Source organism: Calditerrivibrio sp., from assembly GCF_049968475.1.
GTDB lineage: Bacteria > Chrysiogenota > Deferribacteres > Deferribacterales > Calditerrivibrionaceae > Calditerrivibrio > Calditerrivibrio nitroreducens_A.
On sequence record NZ_JBMFQS010000002.1, the window covers coordinates 155,871 to 181,990 of the forward strand.

At 34.4% G+C, this 26,120-nt stretch carries 27 protein-coding genes; 14 read left to right on the forward strand and 13 right to left on the reverse strand.

Going from position 1 to position 26,120, the window contains the following annotated elements; genetic code table 11:
- Positions 1 to 27 precede the first annotated feature (27 nt).
- From xerA to era, 7 genes are all read left to right on the forward strand, one after another.
- The gene (gene xerA, locus ACP5Q2_RS03375) at positions 28 to 921 is read left to right on the forward strand and encodes a site-specific tyrosine recombinase/integron integrase (RefSeq protein WP_424605584.1); all 894 of its coding nucleotides are present in this window, start codon (positions 28 to 30) and stop codon (positions 919 to 921) included.
- Positions 918 to 3,575 carry a CBS domain-containing protein gene (locus ACP5Q2_RS03380; RefSeq protein WP_428097222.1) on the forward strand — a complete coding sequence of 886 codons (2,658 nt, stop codon included), beginning with the start codon at positions 918 to 920 and terminating at the stop codon, positions 3,573 to 3,575. Before xerA ends, ACP5Q2_RS03380 begins: the two co-directional genes overlap by 4 nt.
- Positions 3,550 to 4,497 carry a PhoH family protein gene (locus ACP5Q2_RS03385; RefSeq protein ID WP_424605582.1) on the forward strand — a complete coding sequence of 316 codons (948 nt, stop codon included), beginning with the start codon at positions 3,550 to 3,552 and terminating at the stop codon, positions 4,495 to 4,497. The genes ACP5Q2_RS03380 and ACP5Q2_RS03385 overlap by 26 nt, the downstream gene beginning before the upstream one ends.
- Positions 4,498 to 4,508: 11 nt before the next feature.
- On the forward strand, positions 4,509 to 4,958 hold the full coding sequence (gene ybeY, locus ACP5Q2_RS03390; RefSeq protein WP_428097225.1) for an rRNA maturation RNase YbeY: 450 nt from the start codon (positions 4,509 to 4,511) through the stop codon (positions 4,956 to 4,958).
- Positions 4,959 to 5,019: 61 nt separating this feature from the next.
- The gene (locus tag ACP5Q2_RS03395; RefSeq protein ID WP_424605580.1) at positions 5,020 to 5,718 is read left to right on the forward strand and encodes a diacylglycerol kinase; all 699 of its coding nucleotides are present in this window, start codon (positions 5,020 to 5,022) and stop codon (positions 5,716 to 5,718) included.
- Positions 5,719 to 5,728: 10 nt separating this feature from the next.
- Positions 5,729 to 6,997, forward strand: a complete 1,269-nt coding sequence (locus ACP5Q2_RS03400) for a hemolysin family protein (protein ID WP_428097228.1) — start codon at positions 5,729 to 5,731, stop codon at positions 6,995 to 6,997.
- Positions 6,994 to 7,878: a GTPase Era gene (era, locus tag ACP5Q2_RS03405; RefSeq protein WP_424605578.1), complete on the forward strand. Its 885-nt coding sequence runs from the start codon at positions 6,994 to 6,996 to the stop codon at positions 7,876 to 7,878. The genes ACP5Q2_RS03400 and era overlap by 4 nt, the downstream gene beginning before the upstream one ends.
- Positions 7,879 to 7,920: 42 nt before the next feature.
- Here era and ACP5Q2_RS03410 read toward each other — a convergent pair whose 3' ends face one another.
- On the reverse strand, positions 7,921 to 9,015 hold the full coding sequence (locus ACP5Q2_RS03410; protein WP_424605577.1) for a branched-chain amino acid aminotransferase: 1,095 nt from the start codon (positions 9,013 to 9,015) through the stop codon (positions 7,921 to 7,923).
- A 137-nt stretch (positions 9,016 to 9,152) separates the two neighbouring features.
- On the opposite strand from ACP5Q2_RS03410, the gene ACP5Q2_RS03415 reads away from it, so the two are divergent.
- On the forward strand, positions 9,153 to 9,404 hold the full coding sequence (locus ACP5Q2_RS03415; protein WP_424605576.1) for an FmdB family zinc ribbon protein: 252 nt from the start codon (positions 9,153 to 9,155) through the stop codon (positions 9,402 to 9,404).
- A gap of 28 nt (positions 9,405 to 9,432) precedes the next feature.
- On the opposite strand, the gene ACP5Q2_RS03420 is transcribed toward ACP5Q2_RS03415, so the two are convergent.
- Positions 9,433 to 10,428, reverse strand: coding sequence for an NAD(P)H-dependent glycerol-3-phosphate dehydrogenase (locus ACP5Q2_RS03420; RefSeq protein ID WP_428097233.1), 996 nt, complete (start codon positions 10,426 to 10,428; stop codon positions 9,433 to 9,435).
- A 49-nt stretch (positions 10,429 to 10,477) separates the two neighbouring features.
- Here ACP5Q2_RS03420 and ACP5Q2_RS03425 point away from each other — a divergent pair, with 49 nt between their 5' ends.
- Positions 10,478 to 10,759: a late competence development ComFB family protein gene (locus ACP5Q2_RS03425; RefSeq protein ID WP_424605574.1), complete on the forward strand. Its 282-nt coding sequence runs from the start codon at positions 10,478 to 10,480 to the stop codon at positions 10,757 to 10,759.
- An 18-nt stretch (positions 10,760 to 10,777) separates the two neighbouring features.
- Here ACP5Q2_RS03425 and ACP5Q2_RS03430 read toward each other — a convergent pair whose 3' ends face one another.
- On the reverse strand, positions 10,778 to 12,406 hold the full coding sequence (locus tag ACP5Q2_RS03430) for a bacteriohemerythrin (RefSeq protein ID WP_428097236.1): 1,629 nt from the start codon (positions 12,404 to 12,406) through the stop codon (positions 10,778 to 10,780).
- A 145-nt stretch (positions 12,407 to 12,551) separates the two neighbouring features.
- Here ACP5Q2_RS03430 and ACP5Q2_RS03435 point away from each other — a divergent pair, with 145 nt between their 5' ends.
- Genes ACP5Q2_RS03435 through ACP5Q2_RS03455 form a run of 5 tightly spaced genes read left to right on the forward strand, consistent with a single transcriptional unit; the run spans position 12,552 to position 16,622 of the window.
- The gene (locus tag ACP5Q2_RS03435; protein WP_428097239.1) at positions 12,552 to 13,133 is read left to right on the forward strand and encodes an RNA polymerase sigma factor; all 582 of its coding nucleotides are present in this window, start codon (positions 12,552 to 12,554) and stop codon (positions 13,131 to 13,133) included.
- Entirely contained in the window at positions 13,111 to 13,548 is a 438-nt protein-coding gene (locus tag ACP5Q2_RS03440) for a hypothetical protein (RefSeq protein ID WP_424605571.1), read from the forward strand. The genes ACP5Q2_RS03435 and ACP5Q2_RS03440 overlap by 23 nt, the downstream gene beginning before the upstream one ends.
- A gap of 8 nt (positions 13,549 to 13,556) precedes the next feature.
- Positions 13,557 to 14,279 carry a hypothetical protein gene (locus ACP5Q2_RS03445; RefSeq protein WP_428097242.1) on the forward strand — a complete coding sequence of 241 codons (723 nt, stop codon included), beginning with the start codon at positions 13,557 to 13,559 and terminating at the stop codon, positions 14,277 to 14,279.
- Between the two features lie 13 nt (positions 14,280 to 14,292).
- Complete coding sequence (locus ACP5Q2_RS03450; RefSeq protein ID WP_428097244.1) at positions 14,293 to 15,666, forward strand: Do family serine endopeptidase; 1,374 nt, start codon at positions 14,293 to 14,295, stop codon at positions 15,664 to 15,666.
- 41 nt (positions 15,667 to 15,707) lie between these two features.
- Positions 15,708 to 16,622 (forward strand): metal-dependent hydrolase, encoded by a 915-nt coding sequence (locus ACP5Q2_RS03455; protein WP_428097247.1) that lies wholly within the window; start codon positions 15,708 to 15,710, stop codon positions 16,620 to 16,622.
- 85 nt (positions 16,623 to 16,707) lie between these two features.
- Here the strand turns inward: ACP5Q2_RS03455 and ACP5Q2_RS03460 are convergent, their stop codons facing one another.
- The 10 genes from ACP5Q2_RS03460 to ACP5Q2_RS03505 all read right to left on the reverse strand — a co-directional run bounded on the left by ACP5Q2_RS03460 (position 16,708) and on the right by ACP5Q2_RS03505 (position 26,118).
- Positions 16,708 to 18,195 (reverse strand): DegQ family serine endoprotease, encoded by a 1,488-nt coding sequence (locus ACP5Q2_RS03460; protein ID WP_428097249.1) that lies wholly within the window; start codon positions 18,193 to 18,195, stop codon positions 16,708 to 16,710.
- An 8-nt stretch (positions 18,196 to 18,203) separates the two neighbouring features.
- Positions 18,204 to 18,617, reverse strand: a complete 414-nt coding sequence (locus ACP5Q2_RS03465; protein ID WP_428097251.1) for an HIT family protein — start codon at positions 18,615 to 18,617, stop codon at positions 18,204 to 18,206.
- Positions 18,618 to 18,706: 89 nt separating this feature from the next.
- Positions 18,707 to 20,203 carry a DNA recombination protein RmuC gene (locus ACP5Q2_RS03470; RefSeq protein ID WP_428097253.1) on the reverse strand — a complete coding sequence of 499 codons (1,497 nt, stop codon included), beginning with the start codon at positions 20,201 to 20,203 and terminating at the stop codon, positions 18,707 to 18,709.
- Positions 20,204 to 20,211: 8 nt separating this feature from the next.
- Entirely contained in the window at positions 20,212 to 21,378 is a 1,167-nt protein-coding gene (locus tag ACP5Q2_RS03475) for a class I SAM-dependent RNA methyltransferase (protein ID WP_424605564.1), read from the reverse strand.
- 23 nt (positions 21,379 to 21,401) lie between these two features.
- Positions 21,402 to 22,256, reverse strand: coding sequence for a hypothetical protein (locus tag ACP5Q2_RS03480; RefSeq protein WP_428097257.1), 855 nt, complete (start codon positions 22,254 to 22,256; stop codon positions 21,402 to 21,404).
- Positions 22,253 to 22,714, reverse strand: coding sequence for a hypothetical protein (locus ACP5Q2_RS03485; protein ID WP_428097260.1), 462 nt, complete (start codon positions 22,712 to 22,714; stop codon positions 22,253 to 22,255). Before ACP5Q2_RS03485 ends, ACP5Q2_RS03480 begins: the two co-directional genes overlap by 4 nt.
- A gap of 44 nt (positions 22,715 to 22,758) precedes the next feature.
- A complete protein-coding gene (locus tag ACP5Q2_RS03490; RefSeq protein ID WP_428097263.1) occupies positions 22,759 to 23,547 on the reverse strand; it encodes a PilZ domain-containing protein in 789 nt (262 codons plus the stop codon).
- Between the two features lie 2 nt (positions 23,548 to 23,549).
- Positions 23,550 to 23,804: a hypothetical protein gene (locus ACP5Q2_RS03495; RefSeq protein ID WP_424605560.1), complete on the reverse strand. Its 255-nt coding sequence runs from the start codon at positions 23,802 to 23,804 to the stop codon at positions 23,550 to 23,552.
- Between the two features lie 68 nt (positions 23,805 to 23,872).
- Complete coding sequence (locus tag ACP5Q2_RS03500; RefSeq protein ID WP_424605559.1) at positions 23,873 to 24,703, reverse strand: CheR family methyltransferase; 831 nt, start codon at positions 24,701 to 24,703, stop codon at positions 23,873 to 23,875.
- Positions 24,700 to 26,118, reverse strand: coding sequence for a HEAT repeat domain-containing protein (locus tag ACP5Q2_RS03505; protein ID WP_428097266.1), 1,419 nt, complete (start codon positions 26,116 to 26,118; stop codon positions 24,700 to 24,702). The genes ACP5Q2_RS03500 and ACP5Q2_RS03505 overlap by 4 nt, the downstream gene beginning before the upstream one ends.
- Positions 26,119 to 26,120: the final 2 nt, after the last annotated feature.

Sequence of the window (26,120 nt, forward strand, 5' to 3'; positions counted from 1 at the left end):
ACTACAGGAGAATATATTGCCGTTTTTATGGAAATTACAGCAGAATTAGTCAAAAAATTCCAGAATTATATGAAGTATGACCTTTCCCTTTCTGAAAACTCAATAGAAGCTTACAAAAGAGACATAATGGAACTAACCAGATTTACTAAAAATTACGATCTGACACCATCCGATATGGTTAGCTACATGTCACATCTTAGAAAAAAAGGGCTTTCCATAGAATCGATCCTGAGAAATATTTCTGGTATATCCGCATTTTATGATTTTTTGATTCAGGAAAAGATATTTGATAAAAACCCTGTGGCATCCATTAGCAAACCAAAAAAGTGGGAAAAATTACCAAAATTTCTCAATTTTGAAGAGGTGGAAGCGTTGATAAATGCACCAGACAAAAGTACCCCCATAGGTTATAGAGATAATATTATTCTTAAAACTTTCTATTCCACAGGGATGAGGGTAAGTGAATTGGTGAAATGTAAGACATCAGATATAGATTTTAAAAGGGGGATTGTATCAGTTGTTGGTAAAGGTTCAAAACAACGTTTTCTACCTATCTATCAATCCTTACAGGATGAATTAAAACAGTACCTCGAAATAAGACATCGATATTTTATCAAAGAAAAAGATAATGGTTTTCTCTTTCTGAATAAAAACTCTGCTCCCCTCACCAGAGTATACTGCTGGATGATGATAAAAAAATATTGTAAAAAAGCTGGGATAACAAAAGATATTTCTCCTCATACATTAAGACACTCCTTTGCCACCCACCTTCTAACAAACGGGGCTGACTTAAGGACCATACAACTTCTTTTGGGGCATTCTGACATCTCAACCACTGAAATATATACACATATAACTGATAATAAAGCGAGAAGCATATTGGAACAATTCCATCCAAGATTCAAAATGAGAAATAGATGAAAATAGTAATCACACACCACAATCCAGATTTTGACGCCTTCTCAAGTGCTTATGCCGCTATGAAGCTTTACAGTTGTGATAAAATTTTTATTAGTAATACATTGGAGGGAAATGTAGGCAGATTTCTGGAAGAAAATGATTTTGGTATCCCCTATATAAAAGCCACCGAGAAATTCATCGATGAATTTAAAGAAAATATAGAATTATTAATAATTACTGATTGCAAAATAAAAAACAGATTAAAATATCTATCTAAATTAATTGATAAATCTGATAAAATAATAATATTCGACCACCATCAAACCGATAATATCGATATAGCCACCGATGAATTATACCTGGAAAAGATTGGAGCATCAACATCAATCATAGTCAAAAGATTAAAAAAAAATGGGGTATACCTTTCGAAAGAAGAAGCAACTTTACTCATGATGGGGATATACGAAGATACAGGCTTTTTGTCATTTAACACAACTACACCAGATGATCTACTGGCGGCGGCGTATCTTCTGGAACATGGAGCAGATCTAAACCTTGTATCAGAATATGTTAAGAGGGAACTAAGCAAAGAGCAGGTGCTACTTCTTAATGAGCTTATCATAAATACTACAGTTCTAATTATAGATAAACTATTTATAGGTATCACACATGCAAATACAGATGAATTCTTTGGAGATATAGCTTTTCTGGCACACAAATTAATTGAAATGGAAAATTTTGATGCCATTTTCCTGCTGGTGCGCACCGGAGATAGAGTTGTAATAGTTGGAAGAAGTAAATCCGATAAGATAGACATATCAAGGATATTATACTACTTTGGTGGTGGGGGGCATCCCTATGCAGGTAGCGCAATTGTAAAAGATATAACACTAAACGAAGCCATTCCAAAACTAAAAAATATAGTAAACGAACAGATTTACCCAATGAAATATGCACGAGATCTTATGACATCACCTGTTAAATATGTATCAACAGGTGAAAAAATTGCAGATGCATTTGATCTATTCATGAAATACAATTTAAACGTAATGCCGGTAGTTAAAAACGGTAAAACCATTGGCTTAATTCTCAGAAGAGATATACTGCATAGTATGAAACATGAACTACAGAATGAACCTGTGGATTCTATAATGCAGATAGAATTTGATACTGCCTCACCTGACACGCCGATTGATGAGATAAAAGATATAATGCTTTTAAAAAATCAAAAAATGGTCCCTATAGAAATTAATGATACCCTTGTGGGTGTTATCACAAGAACCGATCTCCTCAGGCTGATGAGGGAAGAGATCGTAAAGATGCCCAGATTTGTCAATGAAAAAGCAGAAGTTGCAGGCTTATTTAAATCCAGAAACGTGGCTGATCTTTTGAAAGATAGATTACCAGAATACTATTACAATTTATTAAAACAGATAGGTGCAATTGCAGATGAGCTTGATCTAAATGCTTATGTAGTGGGTGGATTTGTGAGGGATCTCTTGATGAAATATGAAAATTTTGACGTTGATATTGTGGTGGAGTTGGATGCCACCATCCTGGCTCAAGAATTTGCCCGAAGAAATAATGGTCGAGTTGCTATCCATGATAAGTTTAAAACTGCAGTTGTAATACTCCCAGATAGGAACAAACTGGACTTTGCCACCGCAAGAACAGAATATTACAATATGCCAGCTTCCGCACCGGAAGTTGAAATTTCATCCATAAAAAATGACCTTTTTAGAAGGGATTTTACCATAAATGCAATGGCGATAAAGATAAATGAAAAGACGTTTGGTCTACTTCTGGATTTCTATGGAGGGCAGAGGGATATTATCGACAAAAAGATAAGGGTACTTCACAATTTAAGCTTCATAGATGATCCATCAAGGGGGCTACGGGCGATAAGATTTGCCGTCAGATACAATTTTGAAATCGGTCCACATACAAATAAGCTATTAAAAAATGCCATCAATCTAAAGCTGTTTGATAAGATTCCTGGGAATCGACTATTTCTTGAAACTAAATATATTTTATCCGAATCAAATTATCTTGATGCCATAAAGATGATGACCAATTATGGAATTATGAAATTCTATATTGATAAATTCAAGTTAGACGATCTTAAATTACGTATTTTCGAAAACTTCGAAAGATATCTCATATGGCATTCAGTGCAATGCAATACCAAAGTGGAACCTTATATCGTGAGATTGCTAATACTATTCTCCGATTTAAAAAATAATGACTTTCAAAAAATATGCGACAGATTTGAACTAAGTAGAGAGACTAAAAAAAAGCTTTTAGAAGGTTATGGCAAAAGTAAACATATTGCCAATAAGATAAAAAAATCTTCACACCTTAAAAGATCGGACATATACTATCTATTTGAAGGTTTAAATGAAGAATTTCTTTTATTTACAGCATCAATATTAGGTTATAAATATGAACAGATTATAAGGGATTATATCACTGAGATACGATGGATAAAGCCTGAAATAGATGGGAATGATCTAAGAAAATTGGGGATCCCTCCTTCCCAAATTTACCAAAAAATATTTAAACAATTGACAATATTAAAACTTGATGGAATAATAAATAGTAAAGATGAGGAATTAAAAAAAGCCATTGAAATATACGAGGAATTAAAAAATGCAGAAGAGAAAAATTTACATTGATGAGTCTATCATACCACAGCTTACAGGTCCAAATGATGAATATATCAGAAATATAATGGCTAAAATGGGGGTAGATATATACATCAGAAGCGACGAAATAGCTGTAATGGGAAATGATGAAGATGCTGAGAAAGCAGTAAATCTCCTGCTACAGATAAAAGAGATGGCAATGTCGAAAAGTATCACAAAATCAGATATAGATTACGCTATAGGGATGGCAAAAGCTGATGACACAAATGTTATAAAAGAGGTCTTAACTGAAAAGGTAAAAGTATCAGGTAGAGCAAAAGAGGTCACAGCAAAAACTAAAAACCAAAAGAAATACATCGAGGCCATAAAAGAAAACGATATAGTTTTTGGAATCGGTCCGGCTGGCACGGGAAAAACATATCTTGCCGTTGCAATGGCTGTAAACTTTTATCTCACCAAAAAGGTAAACAGAATAATCCTTACAAGACCAGCAGTGGAAGCCGGTGAAAGACTTGGTTTTTTACCAGGGGATATTGCCGACAAAATAAACCCATATTTAAGACCCCTTTATGATGCTCTTTACCATATGCTTGATTTTGAAAGGGTATCTGCCCTCATAGAAAAAGGTGTCATTGAGCTTGCTCCACTTGCCTTTATGAGGGGAAGAACTCTGGATGATGCTTTCATAATCCTTGATGAGGCGCAGAATACGACAATAGAGCAGATGAAAATGTTTCTAACAAGATTGGGCTTTAATTCTAAAGCTGTTATTACCGGTGATATAACCCAGATAGACCTCCCTAATGATAAAAGATCTGGTCTTGTTTTAGTTAGAGATGTGTTAAAGGGGATAAAGGGGATCGAATTCGTGGAATTTGGTAAGGTGGATGTGGTGAGAAACCCCATAGTCCAAAAAATTATAAAAGCTTATGAAATATATGAAAATAAATAAAAAGGTGATTTATGGAAATTATATTCCTCATAGACAATGAAAAAGATTACCCATTAAACGTTGATATGCTTCAGGATATATCATATGAAATTTTAAAGCATGAAAAGATATCCTTCCCCTTCAACACAGCCGAGATCTCCCTCGTAATAACCGACGATGAGGAGATGAAGGAGATAAACAGACTTTATAGAAAAATAGACTCCACAACCGATGTACTATCTTTCCCCATCAACGATGGTAAGGATATCAAATCAAACATATTAGGTGATATTGTCATCTCTTATGATAAAGTAAAGTCTCAATCTGTGGAAAATGAATGCACAGTTGAAGAGGAGATAGCTTTCCTTTTTATACATGGACTTTTACATCTTTTGGGATATGATCATGAAAGTTCTGAAGAGGATGAGAAGGAAATGTTTGAACTGCAGGAAAACTTTTTTCAAAAATTTTTCAATAAATAGATGATTTTTTTATAAAATTGTGTTATATTCTATAAGGAGGAAGTAGATAGAACCATTTAGTATGAAAACTAAGAGTTGGTGGAAATCATTGGGATATGCTATTGAAGGAGTTTTGTATGCCACCAAAACGGAAAAAAACTTAAAAATACACATCATATTCTCTATTTTAATCCTTTTTATGGCTCTCTTTTTCAATCTAAAGTTTCTCGAATATATTATCTTAACCATAACCATCTCCCTTGTTATTGCTGCTGAGCTTTTTAATACAGCCATTGAATACCTTGTGGATGCCCTCATAAAAGAGAAATCTGAAGTTGCAAAAAGAGTGAAAGACGTCAGTGCCGGAGCAGTTTTGATAACGGCTTTTGGTGCAATATTCGTGGGCTACTTTGTGCTATTTGAAAAAATAAAAAATGCTCTATCATTTAATCTTCAAAGACTACCAAATCTCCCCCATCACATAGCAATAGTCTCACTGGTCATCACAATAGCCCTCGTTGTAATCATAAAATCTCTAATCGGAAGAGGTGAACCACTTCATGGGGGGATGCCCTCCGGTCACTCTGCTGTGGCATTTTCTATACTGGTATCTGTAATATACCTGACAAAAGATGTGGCTGTATCTCTCCTGGTATTCCTCCTTTGCGTGCTTGTGGCTGAATCAAGGGTTAGATTGAAGGTTCATAGTATGTCTGAAGTTATAATGGGTGGCCTCTTAGGCTCAGGGGTCACATTTCTTATATTTATCTTAATATTGTGAGGTGATAAAGGTGGATAGTGGCTCGGCCTATTTAGTATCTATTTTTGTTTGTTTAGTTTTTTCTGCATACTTTTCCGCAAGTGAAACGGCTCTCACTTCTTTAGGTGAGCTAAAGGTAAAACATATGATTCAGGAGATGGGAGAAAAAGGTAAAATACTTGAACTATGGCTTTTACATCCAAACAAAGTTCTTTATACGCTACTTATCGGTAATAATATCGTTAATATCTTAAGCTCTGTCATAGCAGCAGACTTCGCCTATAAGGTTTTTAAAAATAGTTCAATAGCTCTTATAACAGGTATAATGACCATTTTGATCATTTTCTTTGGTGAAATCTTTCCGAAAACATATGCAAAACATAATGCAGAAAAATTCAGCATCTTCACAATGTATATTTTAAGGGTCTTTTTCTGGTTATTTTACCCATTTTCATGGTTGCTAAATAAGATCGTAAAAGGCCTGATAAAATTTTTTGGCGGTAAAGTGGAGCAGGAAGGGCCAAAAATCACCGAAGATGAATTGGAGTTTTTGATCTCCATTGGTGAAAAGGAAGGTGTATTAGAAAACCAGAAGAAAGAGATGCTTCATAATATATTTGAAATTAGCGAAACATCTGTAAAAGAGATCATGGTACCCTTAAACGACGTAACAATGATAGAGATATCAACATCGATAAATGAGATCATAGATACCATAGCCAAAACCGAATACTCACGTATCCCAATATACGAAGAAAATAAAGACAACGTCATAGGGATTCTGTACTCCAAAGATATAATAAAATATATCAACAAAGGTCTTGAAAAATTGAATATAAAAAATATATTGAAGAAACCTTATTTTGTTCCATCCACCAAAAGAATCGATGATCTACTGAGAGAATTTCAGATAAATAGGATTCATCTTGCCCTTGTGGTGGATGAATATGGCAGTATAGATGGTCTTATCACCCTTGAAGATATTCTTGAGGAGATTGTAGGTGAGATAAGGGATGAATATGATAAAGAGGAAGAGGAAGATATAAAGGAGATTGGAGAATCGCAGTATATCGTCAAAGGTAGGCTTAATATTGATGATTTTTGCGAATATTTTAATTTCGAAAAAACCGAAAATATGGAACAATACGAAACAATTAGTGGGCTTCTTTACGATCTTGCAGATAAAATACCTGATGTGGGAGAAGAATATATCTACAATGGATATAAATTTATAGTTGTGGAAAAAGATGGTAGAAAGATTAAAAAAATAAAATTGATAAAGTTGCAGGAGGAGAGTTGAGCTTTAAAACAGGTTTTGTAGGGATCATCGGAAGACCAAACGCAGGTAAATCCACTCTTTTGAATGCCATATTAGGTGAAAAGGTATCAATTATTTCAAGTAAACCAAATACCACAAGAACACAGATCCGTGGTATATATAACTCAAATGATTCCCAGATCATCTTTATAGACACACCAGGGATACACAATGCAAAGGACAACATTAATAGATTAATGGTAGAAAAAGCTTTTGAAACAATTAAAATGGTTGATATTGTCTATTTTCTTGTGGAACCAGGCGAAAAAAAAGGTCCTGAATATAAACAGATTCTCGAATTGATAAAAAATGAACCAATAAAAAAGTTCCTGGTAATAACAAAGATAGATGTATTTGAAAAAAAGTTAGTTTACGATACTGCCCGGAATGTATTTAATGACTACCAATTTGATCAGGTAATACCGATATCTTCACTAAAAAATATAAACATAGACAAGCTTATTGAGGTTACAAAAGAGCTATTACCAGATGGTGATCCCATATATCCTCAGGATGAAATTGTGGACATTAGCGAAAAATTTCTGATAGCGGAATTTATCAGAGAGCAGATTTTTGAAACACTCAAAGATGAGGTGCCATATGATACGTTTGTGGAATGCGAATTGATTGAAGATAAATCAGAAAATCTGATGTATATATCTGCTTCAATCTATACAAAAAGGGGATCACAGAAGGCGATAATACTTGGAAAAAGAGGATCCTCAATCAAGAAAATAGGACAAAAGGCAAGGATAGAATTGGAGAAATTTTTTGGGGTGAAAATATTTCTGGACCTCTTTGTGAAGATAAAAGAGGATTGGCAAAACAGAGATGAATTCTTAAAATTGCAGGGTTTACTCTAAGGAATGGAGCTTTAAACTCCATTCCTTTAATAATATCCACATTTATGCTTTACAAACTCTTTCTACCTTTCTGAGCCACCCATCAGGTGCTTTGCTTCTACCATACTGAATATCTATATAGGCTTTGTAAATCTTCTTTGTCATCTCACCTATTTCACCGTTTCCAACTTTTAAAACAGATCCATCTTCAAATACATACTCACCCACAGGGGATACAACTGCAGCTGTACCAAATCCTCCGGCTTCTACAATATCACCAGATTTAATGCCATCAATGAATTCATCTAATTCTATTCTTTTTTGGACAACCTTAAAACCAAGGGAAGGCAGTAATTCTATCATGCTAAGAGATGTGATAGACCTTAAAATTGTATCAGTAAATTCAGGTATAAAAACTGTACCATCTTTCGTTATATGAAAATGATTCATTGCACCAGCTTCTTCGATGTATCTATTATTTGCATCAAGATACAGTACCTGACTTGCCCCGAATTTCTTTGCAAACTGCCCTGCTCTGAGGGATGCGGCATAATTTCCTGCTGCCTTGGCTGCACCAGTACCTCCAGAAACAGCCCTATGAAACTTCTGAGTAATAAGAAGTCTTATAGGCTTTGTAAAACCAGTGGAATAATATGGACCGCTTGGGGATAATATTACCATATACCTGTAAGACTCACTTGGATGAACCCCAAGAGAATCGGAAGTTCCAAACATAAAAGGTCTTATGTATAAAGATGCACCCTCCTGAATTGGGAACCAATTTCTATCCACATCTATCAAGGCATGTATGGCTTTTATCTGAAATTCCACGTCTACTTTGGGCATACAGAGAATCTCTGCAGAGAAGTTTGCCCTTTCGGCATTCTTATCCAATCTAAACGTGTATATTTCCCCATCTGGGTGCATAAAAGCCTTTGCCCCTTCAAAATAAGCCTGACCGTAATGCAAAGCAATGGCCCCTGGTGCTATGTTTATATCCTGATATGGACATATTTTTATACCATACCACTCATTTCCATCAAAATCCATCATAAACATATGATCAGTTCTTAGCTGACCAAATGGAAGTGTCTGTTCTGGTTTAAATGGTTCAAGTCTTCTTTTAGCCCTTGCTTTCAAACAGTAAGATATTTCCATCACTCACCTCTTAAGTTTTTAATAATATTATTTTGACAAAAAAACTTTGTCAAGGATAAACAACTAAGCTCTTTACATTTCAATAAATTTATATATATTACTTAAATCATAGATACAATCTAAAGGAGGTATGATTTATGCCCATTTATGAGTACAAATGCACCAAATGCAATCACATCTTTGAACTATTAGAACCAACTTTTAATGATGTAAAGGAGAAAAAGTGTGTTAAGTGTGGCTCATCAGCCGAAAGAATTATCTCCCTAACAAGTTTCCAGCTAAAAGGAATCGGTTGGTATAAAACAGATTACGCAAACAAATCCTGCTCATCAGCAGAATCCAACCAATCATGCAGTTCATGTCCTGCAAATACATCAAATGAAAATTGATACAGGGGCGGGTGGTAAAAACCCCCGCTCATAACGTAATTTTCTCCTCTTTCAATGGTCTATTCATAAGATCTATCACAGATTCTTTTGGATCTTTACCTTCATAAATAATTTTATAAACCTCAGTAACTATAGGCATATCTATGTTCATTTCCATAGCAAGCTCATAGGCAGCTTTAGCAGTGAATACACCTTCCGCCACCATCTTCATGTGACTCTGAATCTCTGTGATAGACTTTCCGCTGGCTATTTCCAGCCCCACCTGACGATTCCTGCTAAGATCACCTGTACATGTTAAAACAAGATCTCCCATGCCGCTCAACCCCATAAAAGTTTCAAGTGTAGCTCCCATCTTCAAACCCATTCGGGTAATCTCCGCAAGCCCTCTGGTGATTAGCCCTGCCCTTGCATTGTTTCCAAAGGATAAACCATCAGATATCCCTACAGCGATGGCTATTACGTTTTTCAAAGCCCCACCAAGCTCAAGACCTTTGAGATCCCTTGTTCTATAAACCCTGAAATATTTATTGGACAGAACCCTTTGCCAGAATATAGCATCATCGTCAAAAATCGATGCAACACTAACTGCGGTGGGTTTCTTCAGTATGACTTCTCTGGCAAAAGAAGGCCCGGATAGGATGGAAAATCTCGCATCAAGATTTTCTTTGAAAATATCCACCACAAGTTGACCGGTACCCAACTCTATACCTTTTGTGGCAATTATTATATTTTTACCTTTGATAAAATTATAAAACTCTTTAATACTACTTCTGGTGAATTGAGTTGGCACTACCCAGACTATATTGTCTATACTCTCATCAATCTCACTGAAATGTCTGGCTTTTACCATTTTGTTTAATTTTATATCCGGGAAGAATACTATATTTACATTTCTTTTATTTATTGACTCCACAATCTCCTGTTCCCTTACGAAAATAGTAACATCATAACCGTTTTCCGCCAAAAGATTGGCAAGGGCTGTTCCCCAAGAACCTCCACCTATAACAGCTATTTTCTCTTGCATTTTTCTCTCCATTGTATAAAATGATTTCAAAAATATTATAGGGAGTTTTATGAGTAAAATCAACCAGTATGATATAGAACAATTAAAAAATGTCAATGAGAAAAGAGTATGGGATCTTCTGGCGGATTACCTTGACCAGGATGATTCGGTATGTACTTGTAGTATATGTATTTTAGATATAGCTGCAATTGTGCTCAACTCTATTCCACCTCATTATCAGACCTATGAAGAATCCTTTGATGAAGCACGTAAAAAGGTTTCTGATGAGCTGATAATTGAAAAGATAAAGTTGGCTGTGGAAAGGGTAAAAAAATACCCTCATCATTTATAAAAAGATAAGGGATCCCCCTTATCTTATATTTGCTCCTGTTTCTTTGAAATATTTAGCATATTTCATATCGTCTCCCATTATATGTTTGACAACCCATTCTTTTAAGAATTGAAGTAGATTTACGCTTACCACATCCTTGCCTGATTCAAAATCCTTGATAACTTTTAATACCTGATTTACTAAATCCTTGTGTATCCTTGTATGTTCATCCTTTTCAGGAAAATTGAAAAGCCTAAAAGCATCTTCTTCCGATTGAAAATGGTATACGGTGTAATTTGCAAGCTCATTTAATATCTCACCCAATACAGTTTTAGAACGCCCCTCATTAATTGCAGCATAAAATTTATTCAACAATCTAACGAGTTCTTTGTGTTGATCGTCAAATTTTTTAATACCAGTTTCAATCTCTTTACTCCAGGATATTAGCTCATCAGATTTACCCACGTTAATCTCTTTTAGTTCATCTCCCATCTCATTGGATATAGATCTCAATGAATCTCCCGCTCTTACAAACTCTTCGGAAGAGTGCAGAAGACCTTCCAACTTTTGTGATACACCAGTTATATTTTGGGAGATATCAGACACCGCCAGATTCTCTTCCTCCATAGATCTTAATACATTATCAACAAGCTCTACAATTTCTTTTATATGATTGTTCATATACTCGAAATTTTCAATAGTTTCCCCCGTAACCTCCACCCCTGCATCAATTTTTGAAACATTTTCGCTAATAATCTTACCTATTTGTCTCATCTCTGCATTCAAACCAGATATAACAGTTTTTATCTCTTTTGTGGAATCGGTGGTTTTGAGAGAAAGTTTTCTCACTTCATCCGCAACAACAGCAAAACCTCTACCAGACTCCCCTGCCCTTGCAGCTTCTATAGCCGCATTTAAGGCAAGAAGGTTTGTTTGATCTGCTATATCATTGATGGTGGCTGTAAATTTCTCAATCTGTTCATATCTTTTGATAAAATCAGATATATTCTTATTCAGCAAAATAATAGATTCTGATATCTCATTAATTTGATTTTTCAACTTCGTGGCATTTGAAATACCTATTTCAGAGTATTTTGAAAGCTCAATTGTTCTATCAAGGGTTCTACGACAGTTATCAACAATGCTGTGACTGGTAGCCGTAAGCTCCTCAGCGGCAGAAGAAACACTATTGGAGTTATACTGTATATTTCTTAATTCAGATAGAACATAACTCTGGGATTTTTTCAATTCATCGGCGGCATTACCCAATGCAGACACATTTAACTTTGTAGTTTTTAAAAGATGTCTACTTTTATCAACTACGTTATTAATATTATGAACGACCATGCCCAATATACCTTGACAATCTTCCAACTTTAAAGAATAATCCCCCTTTGATATCAGTGATAATTTTTCATTTAAACTTTCCATTCTGACGATGAAAGCTCTGTAAATAACAAAATAGGTAATCACAAGCCCTACAGGAACACCAACAACTACCAAATAATTGATGACGTTCAATTGTGAAATTACCGATGGAATCTGTTCTTTAGGTAGATTTTCAAGTGAACTGATAAGATAAATATTATACAAACCAAACAAAACTGCCAATAATCCATTTACAACAAGAAAAAACAATAGCATCCTTTCAATAGAAAACCTACTCATACATCACCCCTATCAATCTATAATTTTGTTATAACAAAAAAAATTTTTTGTAAAGAAATTTTTAAAAATATTATCGTCTCAAATAAAATTATCTTGAACTTTTTCAAAAAGAATCTATCATACAGTCATGGAAATGGAGAAGAATATGAATGATCAGATTCTTGTGGACGAAATTTTAAAGGGTAAGACTGAAGTTTATGAATTTTTGATATTAAAATATCAGAAACAACTTTTTTCCACGGTCTTTAATATCGTAAAGGACGAAGATCTCGCAATGGATATAGTCCAGGAAGCTTTTTTAAAAGCTTATGAAGGTTTACCAAACTTGAGAAACAAAGACCAATTCTATCCATGGATAAAGCGTATTGCCATAAATGAATCTTTGATGAAAATTGATAGAAACAAACGTTTTGTGGATATGTACAACGAGGATCAGGACGAAGATGACTACTTCTTTAATTCCATCACAGATGAAACAAATCCTGAAAAAGAATTACTCGAAGAAGAGATAAGAAGATACGTAAGAAAATATGTGGACTCTCTACCTTCTAAACTGAGAACCGTCATAATATTACGGGAAGTGGAAGATATGAGCTATGAAGAGATCGCCGATATATTGCAAATACCCATAGGAACTGTTAGATCCAGATTATTCAACGCGCGCCAGATTATAAAAGAAAGATTAATCAAACAGGGGTTGGCGGATGGTTTGTACAAAGTATCATAAATTTATCAATGATTTCTTAGACAACGAAATCGATAATATGAATGAATTAGATCTTCTTTCCCACCTTTCTTCATGTGAAGAATGTAAAATATATCTTTCAAATATTACAAAAATAAAGTCAAATATCAAAGAGAGTTTTTTAAATACCCCTCACAAAAAAAATATAGATCTATCAAAAAGTATCATGAATAAAATAAATTCCTCCAGAACTACATACAAAAAAAGAGCATCCATAAAACTTGTTTACAAGATAGCCACCCTCATTCTAATTTTATCTGCAATATTAATTGCAAAATACACCCAGAATGGTAAAAACAATTTTGCCATGCAGGAAGAAGAGAGGATGGTTTTTGAACACCTTGAAAAATCTCAAAATTCCTATGTTGTAAATATTGCTTATAGTCAGGGGCAATAACATTATTTATGAAAAATCTTTTGACAATATTCTTTCTGTTATCCCTATTCGCATTTGCCCATGCAGAAACTTTTTTTGTCAAAATCGCTTTAAATGAAAACTCATATATAACACTTAATTTTAACTCCTTAGATGATATCAATATAGATACAAGAGTAAAATTTATCGCCAGAATGATCAGGGAACCTTTCATTGATATCAGTGCTATATCAAAAGATTATTACAACATAAAGGTAAAAGAAGGATTCAAGCAGGACAACAAAATAATTACCCAATACGAACTAATACCGATAAAAAAAGATAGATTTTCTCAAATAATAAATACATCCGGCAATCTCATAGTTAGAAGAGAAGTCTACGATACCAACCATAAATTGATGTATTCATACGGGTATACTGAAAAGATCCCTGATATACAACCAACAAAAAAAGATCTAAAAGAGACAAATCTCGAAAAAGATACCCTCGTTTACAAAGGATTTCAGGGTAAACTGATAAAAAAGCTTGAAGATGGAACAATTCATTATATATTTAATGATGGACTGAATAAGTTTTCACTATTTATAAGAAAAAACCTTAATGATGTACAAACTACTAAAAGTTTGATATATGGGAACTACCTATTGTCCAAAAAGATAGATAATATTCAATATACGGTAATAGGTACAATCCCTTTTGAAGAAATGGAAAAGTTTTTATCATATATAGTAGCTACTGATAAAAAACAATAATGGAGGAAAAAGTATGAGGTATATTTCAAAAATCAAAATCTTAATGGTTATTTCAATATTGCTTTTCAGTAGTTTTGCTTTTGCGGCAACAAATCTTCCAAATTTCACCGAAGTTGTAAAAATTACTAAAGAAAGTGTGGTGAATATAAACACGACCCAAACCATCAAAAAAAAGATACCAAATTTCAATTTCCCTTTCGGCATTAACCCATTCGGTGGTTTTGATCTATTCAACGCCCCTGAGCAATATCAGGAGTACAAAGCAATGGCTTTAGGTTCTGGATTTATCATATCAAATGATGGCTATATAGTTACAAACAATCACGTCATAGAAAAAGCTGACGAAATAAATGTAAAATTGTACAACGGTAAGGAGTATAAAGCCAAAAAAGTTGGAAGGGATCCACTTACCGATCTGGCTTTACTTAAAATAGATGTGGAAAATGGAGATTTAAAACCTCTAAAATTAGGTGACTCCGATAGTCTTGAAATTGGTGAATGGGTTATAGCGATAGGAAACCCCTTCGGACTTGAATCATCCTACACTGCAGGGATAATAAGCGCAAAAGGTAGGGATTTAGGCGAAGGACCTTATGATAACTTTTTACAAACGGATGCTTCCATAAACCCAGGGAACTCAGGTGGTCCACTGGTGAATCTTAAAGGTGAAGTTATTGGAATAAATACAGCAATTATTGCATCTGGTCAGGGGCTTGGATTTGCAGTACCTGTGAATACACTTAAAAATATTCTTCCACAATTAAAAAAAGGTATCGTCAAAAGAGGGTTATTGGGTGTCCAGAATCTTCAGGAATTATCACCTGAAATGATAAAAGAGTTGAATCTAAACGTAGATCATGGTGTGATAATAAATGGCGTTATACAGGGAGAACCTGCTGACCTTGCCGGAATAAAAGTGGGCGATATCATCACATCCATAGATGGTAAACCGATAAAAACACCAAAAGATGTCATAAACTACATAGGGAATCAGCTACCCGGCAAGATCGTTAACATTGAAATCCTGAGGGTGAGTGTGGATGGTAAAATTGAAAAAAGAACTTTCAATGTCAAACTATCCGAACGGAAAGATTTAACTCAGGAAGATATCGAATCACAGCCCATTGTGGTAACTTCCCTCACCGACGATGAAAAGAGAAATCTTAAATTAGATTATGGGGTAAAAGTAGCTGATATAAAGCCGGGTACAAATATCTACAGAGCAGGCGTAAGAAAAGGTGAGATAATTCTCAGCGTTAACAATCAGTTAGTAAATAATGAAGATGAATTCTATAGCATATATGGTAAAATTGAAAAGGGTAAATACGTCGTTTTAAGACTGTATTCTAAAAAGGGTTATAAAACAATCGGATTTACAAAAGATTAGTAGAAAAACAAGAGGGGGATACCCCCCTCCCTTTAAATCATATGGATCCAGTAACTCACTTTTGTTCAGGAATCGTTGCTAAAAATTTTCTTACCAAAAAAAGAGGTATAACCACAACCATCATCTTCGGCCTTGTAAGCATGAGCCCGGATATCGACAATTTTATTGGTATATCTGGAAATCCCTTTTTATACCTGCTTCATCATAGAGGTTTTACACACTCATTTTTAGGTGGGTTTATTTTAGCTTACATTCTATATCTGATATCGAAGATGATTAAATATTCTGATGATAAGTTACTTATAAATTTTTACATCTTGATTTTAATCCATATATTGTTAGACGTTTTTACAAATTACGGAACACAGGTTTTTCTCCCTTTTAGCAACTCAAGGGTGGGGCTTAATGCAATTTTTATAATAGATCCAATTTATCTGATAATTCTTATAATATTATATTTCGCTACAAAAAGAAGAGTTAATACCATTTTTTCATCATACCCAATTGTTTTTACCTTTATATTGATATTCACATATCCTGTCATGACATTACTCATAAAAACAACTTATGAATTTAAACTAAAAGGAAACAATCAAAATATTATTGTAACTACTGCTCCATTTTCACCAATATTCTGGAAGATAATAGAGGATAAAGGGGATAATTATGTGATGTATCTATCTTATAAACCTGATGAAAAGCTCATTTATAAAAAACCTGACAAGAATCTTTACGAAATTTTAGACAAGGAGGAAAACCTGCAAATTTTCAAGTGGTTTCTGAAATATCCTTATGTAAATATAAAAAAAGAAACCAATAAAACGATATATGAAATTGCTGACTTAAGATTCGAATTCCCGTTTAGACAAAATCCATTTATTCTAAAGATTATAGTTGAAAATGATAACGTAACTTATATCTTCATGCATTATCACAAAAATTTAAGGTATATTTAATAAAAAGAAAATTAGATAATAAGAATAGGTTTGATAGTATAAATTCAATCGTGGTTGGACTAAATAATCCAACCACACAATAACCTTAGTTCAACCTCAGGGCAACAAAAAACGTATCCCCTTCCCTTTCCACCATAAGATTAATGATGGAACCCTTTGCAAAAGATTTCAGTATTGCTGAAAACTCCTTGATATTCTTCACCGGTCTTTTGTTTACAGATATGATGAGATCACCCTCAGCAAGTCCAACAGTTTCAGCCAGAGAGCCGTTTTCCACCTCAACAATTATTACTCCATTTTTATGATTAAAATTCTCCAGATCATCCTGATTTAAATTTCTTACGGTGATACCCAATCTTTCATCCTTTAGCTGCTGAAGAGAATCTTTTGCGATAGATTCCTCCTCTGGCATCTTTTCTGTGATAACCTTTACAGTCATCTCCTTGCCATCCCTTATGATTGTCAACTTTAATTCAGCTCCAACTTTTGAATTCATAACAATTTTTTGAAGCTCTGATGAGGTGGTGATACTCTCATTGTTGCATTTTATTATTATATCACCTTCTTTTAAGCCAGCCTTTTCCGCAGGTGATTTTGAGTATATTTTGTTTACTACAACGCCATGATCAATTTTAATCCCCATAGACTTTGCCAGCTCCGGTGTCATATCCTGGATACCAACCCCCATCCAGCTTCTTTCAACTTTACCTTTATTTATGATCTGCTCTATAATCGGTTTAGCCATGTTAGCTGGAATTGCAAAGCCTATCCCCTGTCCCGAAGCAATTATGGCGGTATTGATCCCTATGACTTCACCATAGATATTCAAAAGTGGCCCACCGGAATTTCCTGGATTAATTGAGGCATCGGTCTGGATAAAGTCTTCATATGTTTCAATTCCCAGTCCACTTCTCCCTTTTGCGCTTATTACCCCAACGGTAAGGGTACCATTTAAACCAAATGGGTTTCCAACAGCTATAGCCCACTGTCCAATCTTGAGTGCAGAGCTATCTCCAAATTTAAGCGGTTTGAGATCTTTGGCATCTATTTTTATAACCGCCACATCAGTTTTTGGATCAGAGCCCACAAGAGTAGCCTTAAAAGTTCTTTTATCAGACATTTTAACACTTATCGAATCGGCATTTTTGATCACATGATCGTTGGTCACAATGTAACCATTTTCTGTAATTATAAACCCTGAACCAAGACTGGTACTCTTATATTCCCTCTGTTTTGGAGTACCAAAGAAATCTCTGAAAAAATCCCTGAAAAGGGGGTTGTCACCAAAAGGGAAATCGAACCTTGGATTAACCTTAACCCTCTGCTCTGTATATATATTTACCACTGATGGCAATGTAGCTTCCGCAACCTTCTCAAAAGATTCCTGTACACTTAAGATCTGTTCCGAAGGTTTTATAGTTACAGTCTGTTGGGGAGATATTTTATCAAGAACGACCTCTTCTTTTGATGAGGTAATCTTCTTAAAATAATCATTAATATTAAATCCGATGACATATTTTAGACCAAAAAAAACACCAAAAACAATTATAATAATAACAACAAACTTTTTCACAACACCACCTATTTTATTTTTTCTCTAATTTTTAATACAATTCTATTTTTTTCATCTTCATCTTTATAAGTAAGGCTCCTTGGAGTAAATTTTAAACTATCATCTCTGAAACGGGGTATTATGTGGATATGCGAGTGGAAAACCTCCTGTCCTGCATACTTTTCATTGTTTTGAATGATATTTATGCCATCAGCTGTAAGCCCATCTTTTATCCCTTTACAAACCTTTATCAGTATGGGATATATCTTTTGGGCAATTTCTTCATCAGTATCAAAAATATTTACAAAATGTCTTTTGGGTATAACAAGTGTATGTCCAAGATTTACAGGCCTGATATCTAATATTGCTATAAAATCTTCATCCTCATACACTTTTGAAGAGGGTATTTCCCCTGAAATAATCTTACAAAAGATGCAGTCCATATACTACCTCCATTTTAATGTGTAAAAATAGCATATTTATAGATAATTTTCAATTAAAAAAGTTCTCAAAACTAAATTCAAAGAAACATTTATTCATCTATAATATCATCCATTTCTAAAATCTTTTTTGCTTCTTCATCCGGAAGTTGCTCAATACTTTTCAATTTTCTGCCCACGACGTTTGATCTTGTTCTTACCTTATCTATCGTATCTGTTGCCTGTTCCAGCTTCTTTTTTACCTGATCCAATACATCACCATATCTAGACCATTCGGTTTTAACTGCAGCTAAAAGATTCCATACCTCACTGGATCTTTTTTCTATTGCAAGTGTCCTAAACCCCATTTGTAGACTATTTAAAACAGCCCATAAAGTAGTGGGACCAGCAATAACCACTTTGTAATTTTTCTGAATCGTATCGATAAGCCCTGGTTTCCTTACTACCTCAGCAAATAACCCCTCCACAGGTAGATACATCACAGCAAAATCTGTAGTAACCGGGGGATTGATATATTTTTCGCATATATCCTTAGCCGCCCCTTTTATCCTTTGTTCCAGTAGTTTTGATGCCGATTCTATATCTGATAGGTTACCTGCATCAAAAGCATCTATCAATCTATTGTAATCTTCCATTGGAAATTTTGCATCTATCGGTAAAAGTACAATATCATCTTTATCCGATTTACTGGGCAACTTAATGGCAAACTCCACATTTTCGTTATTACCTTTTGGAGAAACATTCTTTAGGTACTGATCAGGCGTTAAAACCTGCTCCAACATCTGCTCAAGCTGTATCTCCCCTAATATCCCCCTTGATTTAACATTTGAAAGAACCTTTTTGAGATCTCCAACACCACTTGCAAGTGTTTGCATCTCCCCCAAACCTTTATAAACCTGTTCCAACCGTTCACTTACAAGTCTAAACGATTCCCCTAACCTTTTTTCAAGGGTACCTTGCAATTTTTCATCAACAGTCTGCCTCATCTGCTCCAACTGCTTTGTGTTGTCCTCTCGTATCTTCTCCAGTCTATCATCAACGGATAATTTCAATCTATCAAACCTATCATTTAAATTTTCTGTGAGCTGTAAGATATTATAAGACAACTGTTCCAGCTGCTGTTTCTGGGTCTGGCCAAGTTCCCCTATTATTTTGGCATTGGTATCAATGATCCCTTTAAGACTTACAGATATCTCTTCCCTTAGCTGTTTTAGGTTATTATCAAGCATCAACTTTGTTGCATCTAAATTTTCATTGATGTTCGATAAAAAACTCGTAAGAGTTTTATCAAAATTTTCAAGTTGCTCCTTTTGAACGATGGATAGATCTGCAATCTTTTGGGCTGATGCTTCTGTAAATTGTTGAAAATTATAAAACAGCTCCCTCCTCTGTTCCTGCATCATTTCCCTCAACTCTCCCCTTGACTGGGTAAGCTCATCTTTAACAATATTATTTATGAAAGAATTGTTTCTTTCCAACATATCTATCTTCTGTCCAATAACAGAAAGATCAATAAACTGAACCTTTTTGAAAAGAAAAACTAAAAGAAGTAAATTTAAAACAATAAGTCCTATTACAACATAATCCATAAAAACTCCTAAAACTTTGTCAACACAGCAATAGACTCTATATGGTAAGTTTTATAAAATTGATCAACAATAGTAAATTGACTTATTTTATATTTAGTTATAAAATGTTTAATATCCCTTGACATCGTTTGGGGATTGCAGGAAACATAGACAATATTCTCGGGTTTTTTATCCATGATCAACTTTAATACCCCTTTAGAAAGTCCATCCCTATCAGGGTTTACCAGCACAGCATCGAAACGACCTTTTATATTGTTGATATCCTTTTTTAAATCTATATTTAATAGTTCAGCTCTACCAGTGGCATGCTGTTTTAACAGTCTGAGTGCCTCATCATTTTGGTCAATTGCCACAATTCTTCTCACCACTTTTGATAGAGGAATGGTAAAAAAACCACTTCCACAATAAAACTCAAGGACTGTTTCATATCCTCTTAAGAGTTCAACAACCTTCCTCTGAAAAGACTCAAAAAGATATCTATTTGTCTGAAAAAAGCTCCTATATCCAGCCGGGATGGTATGTTTATTTATGTTAAACTCTATAGACTTTAACCCTTTTTGACATATTTTTGATTTAATATTATATTTACTATCTGTTATATCTATATCTGAATCTAAAAAGATAAGTTCTTCCTCTTTCTCATTTTCAATAATTGATATATCACAATCTGTATCAGAGTAGATAGCCGCAATATCTTTTATTTTATCCAAAATACCCTTCTTCAATATGGGGCATTCATCAACAGGTACAAGTTCATTGGAGTTAAACTTTTTATAGAATAGATCACCCTTTTTCAATCTCATTCTGCATCTTACTCTGTAATCCCTTTTATTTGAGTGTATATACTCATCGATTTTAAAATCGGAAATATTTCTAAAGCTATTCTCAACAATCCTCTTTTTCACCTCAATTTCAAAATTATCATCCAGAAAACCGTAGGAACATCCTCCACAAACACCTATATACTTACAAAAACCATCAACCCTGTGGGGGGAAGATTTGACTACTTCAATCAATTCCCCATAGGAAAAGCTTTTCTTTTCCTCTTTTATCTTAATATTTACAATATCTCCATTTACTGCAAATGGAACAAAAACAACCTTCCCATTCTGAAGTCTGCCTATTCCATAACCACCATACACATTATCATAAATTTCTATATTGTTAACATACATAACAACCACCAATATCTTTTTTATTAAGCTAAAATCCCGATACTGCCGATATTACCAACAGCATCTTTAATTGGGTCTACCTTTTCAAACTCTTCCTTATCGAGCTTTTTCCATGTTACCCTTACACCCTCTATTTTCATCTCACCAATTTCTTTTGAGATATCCACTTCAGATTTAATCACACAATCCACCAAACCATACCCTGTATCCCTTATGTAGATCAACGTATCACCTATTTTACTGAAGTGGGTTTTTATTATAACTGACATCTGCTTCCCTTTTTTCACCATAAGTTCCAGATCTTCCATATCAGAGTCATCACTTTTTATTGGTAAAAACGCTTCCAATCCTGCGAGTATGGTTATAACCTGAAGTTTTGTTATCTGACCAACCGATTCCATATCATTTTTTTGAAAAAGATTATATTTAACATCATCTTTAAAGTTTTCTGCATTAAGAATCTTATGTTCATAAAATATACCGCTATCTCTTATAACCTTTTTAACCACTTCAGAAGTCAAATCTTTTGGATCTATTCTAACACCGTATCTGTCTAAAATCTCCACAACTGCTTTTTTGTCGAATCTCAAAACCTCCCCTTTTATTTTAAATAAATTTTCATCAATCTTCTCATCTTTTGTAATAAGCCTCAACTCCAGAACAGGATCTGTTTTTATAACTTCTGCCGTAAATCTACTTAATTGCGGCAATGATTGAAAATTAGCCGTTAGCAACCTTCCCCTAACATTCACCAAAAACATCCCATTGTCTAAAGGTTTTACAATAGATACCGAAACCTTATCCCCTTCTTTTATCTCAATGGAATTTGGATCGAGTGAAAATTTAATTAAATCCTGAAGTTTGACGCCGTCAATCATCTACCATGTTTTAACACAAGGTTGACTTCTGTTACGGAGATCCCCAACCTTTTTGCAACGTCAACCGGTGCCACACCATTCTGGCTCAAAAATACAACTTTTTCTTTCAAACTCATACCGGAAAGGTCAAAATTACTTGTTTTATTGGTTAAATTTGAATTAATAAAACTTAAAGATACGCTATCCTCTACATTGTTAGCATCAGAAACATTAACTGTGTTAGTGCTACTAAGCTGCTCCAATCGTTTTAATTTTGCATCTATAAGATCAACCAGATCCTCCAGCAAAGCTTCCTTTTCTTTTATTGATATATCCAATTTTTCAGATACCTTCTCCGATTCCACCACCAGATCTTTCAACGTATCGGTTATGACCTTCACATCGTCATATGATACATCCACTAATTTTCTCTGCAGAGACTTAAGTTTCAAAAAAAGATACCCTATTAAAATCAACATTAAAAAATTCAATATAAATAGTATAATCAAAATCGGTGCAAAGTTCATAGATTCTTTGCTTCCTTCAACATTTCCCTATCTTTATCAAATACATATTTCACTATATTTTCTCTTATATCGTTATCTATTTCCTCAAATACTGTACCGCATATTACCCCTTTTTTAGTTTCATGTCTGCTTACAACTCTGGAAATGCTGGCAAACTTGATTTTTATTGATCCATCATCTATCAATCCATCTACGAAAAAGATATCATCAACATTAAAATCCTTACTCTCAGAAAAAAAACTAAAACCACCCCCACTTATATCGATCGTTTTCACCTTCATATAATCAGCATTCAGCTTCTTTTCCTCTTTTAAAATCTCAAGGATCTCATCTATCTTGTTGTCAAGTTCGAAAAGGTACCACAACACATACTGCATCTGGGGAATCTCTTTACTAATAACACTTTTTATTTTGTATGAAAGAGAATTTTTTATCCCTTCATTGATATTTTTTACCTCCTGGTAGTAAGAAGTTGGGTCACCCGTGATCTTTTTTATTTTAAAGTAACCATTATAACCTATTCTATAGTGGGAACGATCAGATTTAGCAGGCAACTCCTTTATCACCATAAGTTCAAGAGTATTACCCGTATATCTAAGCGGTTTCACCTCGTATATTTTATTCTGTCCAGCTTCAAAAAAATTTATCTGTGTCGTTATAGCCTCATGAAAAGGAAGGGAAGACGGTAATCTTACATTTAGTTTTAAAGGATCTTTTGAAATCATATACCCATATGCTCTTACTACATTGTCGTCAAAAATAATTTTCAACTTTACTATCGACATAGCTACCCCTTTATATCTATAATTTGACCTTCCTCTTCCTCTGGAGCTTTAGTCATATGATCATTTTTTCTATCTCTTTTTTTCTTATGATTCGCAAACTCTCTTCTTTTCTCTTTATCATCTATTGTAACCATCTCAGATTTTTTTGTATCCTCAACCTCTTCCAGATTCTTATTTGCCTCCTTTTGGAACTCCTGAGAAACCACCACGACCCTGTTGTCAATGGATCGATCCTGCACATCCTGAACCTTTTCCACATAACTGATCTTCCCTATGACATTTTGAAGATCTACAGGACCTACCCCATGACAAGCTCCTAAAGTATTTATTTTACGTAAGCTATACCTGTACCAAAATTCACCATTTTATATCTATCATCTATCTTACTAAGTGTTTCAGAATGCCCGAGGTAAAGATGACCACCAAGATTCAATGTTTTGTAAAACATGTCAACTACCTTTTTCTTTGCCTCAACATCAAAGTATATTAATACGTTTCTACAGAATATAAAATCAGTAACCCCTATTTTACTTGCAGCTAAGCTCTCCATAAGATTGGCATGAAAGAATTTTACTTTGCTCTTGATCTCAGGTTTTAATGTAAAATCAAGTCCCGTTTTAGTAAAATATTTATCAATAATAGATGGTGGCACCCCTCTAAAAGAAACTGAACGGTAAACACCCCTTTCAGCTATCCCTATTACTTCAGTATTTATATCAGTAGCATAAATTTCGATGTTGTATTTTCCGTACATCCCTTCTTCATTCAAAAGAATGGCTATTGAATACGGTTCCTCCCCTGAAGAGCAGGCTGCAGACCATATTTTAAAGCTTCTCTTCCCTTTTGAAGCCATTTCGGGAATAACTTTTTTAATCATATGATCCATTTGAGCCCTTTCCCGAAGGAAATAAGTCTCATTGATGGTGACAAGGTTCATCAGTATCTTCAATTCATCACGTCTTTTGATATCATATTTTAAAAAGTAGATATAATCTTTGTAAGATGCAAAGTTTAATTCGTTGAGCCTTTTGGTTAGTCTATTCTCCAGGAGATATTTCTTATTGATTGTAAAAGTGATACCTGCATTTTTATAGATTATATCTGCAAGCTCAGCAAATTCCTCATCCTTCATCTTTATAGTAGCTGAAGTGATCATAACTCACCCACTATAGAAAATATTTTTTCTTTTACATATCTATTCGTTTCAGTCTTAACATGGTTTTTCAGTGTATCTTTAAAACCATCCGGCTTCAACTCTTCGAGTATTTCAATCGCCTTAAATCTCACCACCCAACTACTGTCCTTTAAAGCATTATTAGCCGATTCAATTGCAAGATCTTTATTCATACGAGATATAGAATTAAGGGCCTCTTTCCTTATGTCTTCATTTGGATCCTCAAGAAGCTGAAAAAGAAATTCAGACACATCCTGTCCTATATTCCCAAGAGATTCTATAATGGCAATTCTAACCTGTGTATCCACCTTTGAATATATCTTTTCCAGTTGATCACTGCACCTCTTCTCTTTGCAAAGTGCACCTATAGCTTTTACTGCAAAATAAGCCACCCACACATCTTTATCCTCCACAAGCGCCATTATCTGGTCTACTCTATCTGTAGCTTTAATTCTTATCAGAGATGACGCAGCCGCTTCACGAATCTTCAATGAATCCTCTTTAAGCATATCCAATAGGATGTCTGATACTTCAGGTTTGTTAAAATATGATATAGCCTTTGCCAGCTGAACCCTTAACGTCTCATTGTTCTCAACCTTGAGGTGTTCCACTAAAAACTTATAAGCAAAATCATCATTTATAAGGCTTAAAGCCTGAATAGCAATTTTTCTAAGTCTTTCATCAGAACTACTGAGATATTCTTTAATTGCTATAGAATCATTTTCATCTGATAATAGCGCTATTGTAGCAGCAGCGGCTTCCGCCACATCGATATGTTCATCCTTCAAAAATTCATATATTTTATTTTTGCAACTATCCTCACCAAACCAGCCCAAAACCAGTATTGCAGATCGAACCACATTCGGATATGGACTATCAAGACAACCCTTTACCCTGTCCACATATCCATAATTGTGGGATTTTCCTATTATCAAAATAGCAGACTCAATAAGCACGGGGTCATCTGAAACAAAAAACTGCTCTAAAAGCTCAGCATAATTATCATTAAAATTTGAAGCAATATATTCTATAACTGCCTCGTTCATTTCAGGATCAAGAAGTAGATAGCTTAATTCGTGTGGGCTGTAGCTACCAAAATCCCTTTTAATTGTAAAATGATCCAGAAGATTTGATATCTCAAGAATCTGCTGAACCCCTTCTTGGACATTTGTAAGTGTGAGCTTTATGTCTTTGCTAATCGAATACTTCTTAATTCCAATAAGCTCTGCAATAAGCTTGCTCTGGAGATATGGCACGTCCTTAAAATCAAGTTTTACTTCACTAATGTCAGGGTACTTATCAATCTGCTCTTTAGCGGATTTGAAATCTTTAACATCAATATCCTGAGGCATCTTTATGGATAAAACTTTCTTTTCTTTATCCAATAAAACATCCATAT

What these genes read in the sequence shown, in the direction of transcription:
- xerA (WP_424605584.1), top strand. Translation starts at nt 28, where the DNA reads ATGGAAATTACAGCAGAATTAGTCAAAAAATTCCAGAATTATATGAAG.
- ACP5Q2_RS03380 (WP_428097222.1), top strand. Translation starts at nt 918, where the DNA reads ATGAAAATAGTAATCACACACCACAATCCAGATTTTGACGCCTTCTCA.
- ACP5Q2_RS03385 (WP_424605582.1), top strand. Translation starts at nt 3,550, where the DNA reads ATGCAGAAGAGAAAAATTTACATTGATGAGTCTATCATACCACAGCTT.
- ybeY (WP_428097225.1), top strand. Translation starts at nt 4,509, where the DNA reads ATGGAAATTATATTCCTCATAGACAATGAAAAAGATTACCCATTAAAC.
- ACP5Q2_RS03395 (WP_424605580.1), top strand. Translation starts at nt 5,020, where the DNA reads ATGAAAACTAAGAGTTGGTGGAAATCATTGGGATATGCTATTGAAGGA.
- ACP5Q2_RS03410 (WP_424605577.1), bottom strand. Translation starts at nt 9,015, where the DNA reads ATGGAAATATCTTACTGTTTGAAAGCAAGGGCTAAAAGAAGACTTGAA.
- ACP5Q2_RS03415 (WP_424605576.1), top strand. Translation starts at nt 9,153, where the DNA reads ATGCCCATTTATGAGTACAAATGCACCAAATGCAATCACATCTTTGAA.
- ACP5Q2_RS03420 (WP_428097233.1), bottom strand. Translation starts at nt 10,428, where the DNA reads ATGCAAGAGAAAATAGCTGTTATAGGTGGAGGTTCTTGGGGAACAGCC.
- ACP5Q2_RS03425 (WP_424605574.1), top strand. Translation starts at nt 10,478, where the DNA reads ATGAGTAAAATCAACCAGTATGATATAGAACAATTAAAAAATGTCAAT.
- ACP5Q2_RS03430 (WP_428097236.1), bottom strand. Translation starts at nt 12,406, where the DNA reads ATGAGTAGGTTTTCTATTGAAAGGATGCTATTGTTTTTTCTTGTTGTA.
- ACP5Q2_RS03435 (WP_428097239.1), top strand. Translation starts at nt 12,552, where the DNA reads ATGAATGATCAGATTCTTGTGGACGAAATTTTAAAGGGTAAGACTGAA.
- ACP5Q2_RS03440 (WP_424605571.1), top strand. Translation starts at nt 13,111, where the DNA reads ATGGTTTGTACAAAGTATCATAAATTTATCAATGATTTCTTAGACAAC.
- ACP5Q2_RS03445 (WP_428097242.1), top strand. Translation starts at nt 13,557, where the DNA reads ATGAAAAATCTTTTGACAATATTCTTTCTGTTATCCCTATTCGCATTT.
- ACP5Q2_RS03450 (WP_428097244.1), top strand. Translation starts at nt 14,293, where the DNA reads ATGAGGTATATTTCAAAAATCAAAATCTTAATGGTTATTTCAATATTG.
- ACP5Q2_RS03455 (WP_428097247.1), top strand. Translation starts at nt 15,708, where the DNA reads ATGGATCCAGTAACTCACTTTTGTTCAGGAATCGTTGCTAAAAATTTT.
- ACP5Q2_RS03465 (WP_428097251.1), bottom strand. Translation starts at nt 18,617, where the DNA reads ATGGACTGCATCTTTTGTAAGATTATTTCAGGGGAAATACCCTCTTCA.
- ACP5Q2_RS03470 (WP_428097253.1), bottom strand. Translation starts at nt 20,203, where the DNA reads ATGGATTATGTTGTAATAGGACTTATTGTTTTAAATTTACTTCTTTTA.
- ACP5Q2_RS03475 (WP_424605564.1), bottom strand. Translation starts at nt 21,378, where the DNA reads ATGTATGTTAACAATATAGAAATTTATGATAATGTGTATGGTGGTTAT.
- ACP5Q2_RS03480 (WP_428097257.1), bottom strand. Translation starts at nt 22,256, where the DNA reads ATGATTGACGGCGTCAAACTTCAGGATTTAATTAAATTTTCACTCGAT.
- ACP5Q2_RS03485 (WP_428097260.1), bottom strand. Translation starts at nt 22,714, where the DNA reads ATGTTGATTTTAATAGGGTATCTTTTTTTGAAACTTAAGTCTCTGCAG.
- ACP5Q2_RS03490 (WP_428097263.1), bottom strand. Translation starts at nt 23,547, where the DNA reads ATGTCGATAGTAAAGTTGAAAATTATTTTTGACGACAATGTAGTAAGA.
- ACP5Q2_RS03500 (WP_424605559.1), bottom strand. Translation starts at nt 24,703, where the DNA reads ATGATCACTTCAGCTACTATAAAGATGAAGGATGAGGAATTTGCTGAG.
- ACP5Q2_RS03505 (WP_428097266.1), bottom strand. Translation starts at nt 26,118, where the DNA reads ATGGATGTTTTATTGGATAAAGAAAAGAAAGTTTTATCCATAAAGATG.